Genomic DNA, 3031 nt, shown 5'->3' on the forward strand with positions numbered 1-3031 from the left:
GAGTTTGGTTTTGGGATATGTTTGCATTTAACAAAAAATTTGAGCAAAAAGCGGGAAAGGCAGTTCTCGGCGAATACCAATCGAGCGGAAAATAACTGCTTACAACATCGCGTATAATTAATTGCTTACTTCTATCCTTCTCCTGAAAATCCTCGCGGATTTACAGGTTCGTTTTTATTTGCTAAATTAGCGATTGAGAAACGCAACTAATCATACTCAAACACGTTGTGCTTCATACCAGAAACGATATAGAATAAATGACAATTCAAATTATAATAGTATTACTTCTAACATTTATTATTCATTTAATAAGTACTTTATCTTATTCAGTAAGAATTGTAGGAACTAGAACAAGGAAAATAGCAATCTCTTTTGCACTTTTTAATATTATGGTTCTTATTTCTAGGACTTCAAATTCGTTTCAAGCACCATTATTAGCGAAATGGGTTGAAAATAATATTAACCTAAATTTAAATCCGGGAACATATGAAATCAGGTTGATACTACTTGCAGCAACTTTAGCTACAATATTTGGAGCTTTTTTAATTCCTACTTTTCAAAGAATACTATCTAAAGCTGTTATGAATTTTAGCATTCATAAATCAATGCCCAAATTGATTTTACACAGTTTTACAAAAACAGGAATTATGCAAATAAGGAGAGAAATTAGCATTCCGAATAAAGAAAATTTATCGATAAACTCTAAAACCGAATTTCCGATAAAAATATTCATTTTTAATATTTTAGCTGTTGCTATATTATCTGTCGGAGTATTATCTTCCCTGTACGCAGGATTTATAACACCTGAATTAAGAACTACAGCAAGTTCGTTATCAGCTATTGTTAATGGATTTGCGACAATATTAATGTTCGTAATTATTGACCCATATCTTTCAATTTTAACAGATGAAGTAGTTGAAGGTAAATTTGCTGAAAGTGAATTTAGACGAACTATTAGATATATGGTTTTTGCGAGATTAATTGGAACAATTTTAGCTCAGTTATTATTAGTTCCTTTTCCTCATTTTATAGCATTCGTAGCCGAAATAATATAAAGTACGAAAGCACAAGCCGTGTATGAGCCATTGCTTGGTCTGTGCCTATCTGGAAAATTCTTGGGAATTTTACAGCGGAGTTTTGTACCTTTAATGGTTCGTGCTTTAACACGCAACGGCTCATACACATCAACGTTACCCTTTATTAAGAAAAAACATGCACCAGTAGTTCAACATTTGAGAACTAATCGTATATTTGTGCTATAATTGAATTGATGAAACGAATAATTGCAAAAAGTACACTTCGGGAATATTGGGAAATACACGCTGATTCCGAACAGTATTTGAAAACTTGGTATGATACAGCCAAAAGTGCCAAATGGTTTTCACCAAATGATGTAAAACAAACTTACATCAACGCAAGCATTCTAAAAGATAGTCGAGTAGTTTTCAATATTAAAGGAAATTCTTACAGACTGATTGTAAAATTCAATTATGAAAAGCAATGGGCATTTATTCGTTTTATCGGCACACACGCTGAATATGACAAAATAAATGCAGACACGATTTAAAAATAATATTATGAATGTAAAGCCAATTAAATCTGACAAAGATTACCGAAATGCTCTCGAACGTTTGGAAGTGATTTTCGATGCGCCAATTGACACAAAGGAAGGCGACGAAGCGGAAATACTTTCATTGGTTATCGAGAATTATGAAAACGAACGTTATCCAATTGAAGCACCTGACCCAATCGAAGCGATAAAAATCCGAATGGAAGAATTGAATATGCGACAAAAAGATTTAGTTGGAATTATCGGCGGGAAAAGTCGAGTATCAGAAGTCTTAAACCGTAAGAAAAGATTGACTGTTGATATGATTAGGGAATTGGAGCGAATCTTACAAATATCTGCTTCTGTGCTTGTGAACAACTATAAACTGGCGAACTGAAAAATAACAAAGGGTAACAATGTGTATAAGCAATGGCTTGTTCTCGCTTACTTGGAAAATCCTGCGGATTTTCCAATGGCAAGTACCTGTTTGCAATTGTCCGTCACGAACCACGCCACTGCTCATACACTAAACGTTGGGCACAATTAAAACGAACGAATGAACAGACTTCTAATTTTACTTTTTTCAATTTCCTTAATTGGTTGTTGCAATGAACCGAAATTATTGAATAACGGACTTACTCAAAAGACAACTCAAATAACTGAATACACAATTGAAGTTAAAAATGACTCTCTGAATAATAAGATTCAAGATACACTTGTAATTACCGAAAAGAAATACAATGAAAATGACCAAATAATTAGCCGGCACCAGCGGAATTTATTTGCTGACGAAACTATGGATATTGAATTCATCTACAATAATGATAAAAATGTTAAAAGAGAGATTGTGACACTTTCAAATGACAGTTCAAATTTTATTGTTGATTATCTCTACAAAGACACATTGCTTATAGAAACCAAATCAGAATCCAAAAATGACATTTTTCAATTCAAGCAAATTGGAGGGTATAAATATAATTCAGACAACGAATTAAAAGAAAGTTCAATAAAGCAAATCTACATTGACGTTGAAACTAATGACACAATTACAAATACTCTTGAAATAAGTAAATATAACAACAAGGAATTTGTAACTGAATCCAAGCTATCGGACTTCACAAAACCTGAACGGAATCGAAATACTGAATATAAATACGACTGTGGAATTTTAATGGAAATGAAAGAATTTAATAGCAAAGATTCTTTGACTTCAAAAACGGAATATAAATATGTGTTTGACAAGTTTGAAAATTGGATAAAGAGAGAGTCAATTGAGAATGACAATCTGAATTACATACGAACGAGGAAAATAGAATATAAATAACTGTGCCCAACAAAGCCGTGCCATTAATACAAAAAAAATCCGTCTTCTTAAGAAATATTTCATTCTAAAAGGAATAGAATTGTAACTAATTCGTTACATTTGCAATATGAGAGATATCGATATTACAGAAGAATGTTTGGAATTTATCGACAAACAAA

The 3031-nt window shown here is 32.2% G+C and carries 4 protein-coding genes; all 4 read left to right on the plus strand.

All coding sequences use genetic code 11. The features are described from left to right. Window positions 1–257: 257 nt before the first annotated feature. Window positions 258–1055, plus strand: coding sequence for a lipid II flippase Amj family protein (locus ESY88_RS20460; RefSeq protein ID WP_147088544.1), 798 nt, complete (start codon window positions 258–260; stop codon window positions 1053–1055). Between the two features lie 215 nt (window positions 1056–1270). Beyond that, window positions 1271–1567, plus strand: coding sequence for a type II toxin-antitoxin system HigB family toxin (locus ESY88_RS20465; protein WP_003436237.1), 297 nt, complete (start codon window positions 1271–1273; stop codon window positions 1565–1567). A gap of 10 nt (window positions 1568–1577) precedes the next feature. After that, the gene (locus ESY88_RS20470) at window positions 1578–1946 is read left to right on the plus strand and encodes a helix-turn-helix domain-containing protein (protein WP_147088545.1); all 369 of its coding nucleotides are present in this window, start codon (window positions 1578–1580) and stop codon (window positions 1944–1946) included. A 159-nt stretch (window positions 1947–2105) separates the two neighbouring features. Next, window positions 2106–2873 carry a hypothetical protein gene (locus tag ESY88_RS20475; protein WP_147088546.1) on the plus strand — a complete coding sequence of 256 codons (768 nt, stop codon included), beginning with the start codon at window positions 2106–2108 and terminating at the stop codon, window positions 2871–2873. The last annotated feature ends 158 nt before the right edge of the window (window positions 2874–3031 follow it).

It is taken from the genome of Subsaximicrobium wynnwilliamsii (genome assembly GCF_007997225.1).
GTDB lineage: Bacteria > Bacteroidota > Bacteroidia > Flavobacteriales > Flavobacteriaceae > Psychroserpens > Psychroserpens wynnwilliamsii.

Coding starts and splice junctions, on each gene's coding strand:
- ESY88_RS20460 (WP_147088544.1), top strand. CDS start 258: ATGACAATTCAAATTATAATAGTATTACTTCTAACATTTATTATTCAT.
- ESY88_RS20465 (WP_003436237.1), top strand. CDS start 1,271: ATGAAACGAATAATTGCAAAAAGTACACTTCGGGAATATTGGGAAATA.
- ESY88_RS20470 (WP_147088545.1), top strand. CDS start 1,578: ATGAATGTAAAGCCAATTAAATCTGACAAAGATTACCGAAATGCTCTC.
- ESY88_RS20475 (WP_147088546.1), top strand. CDS start 2,106: ATGAACAGACTTCTAATTTTACTTTTTTCAATTTCCTTAATTGGTTGT.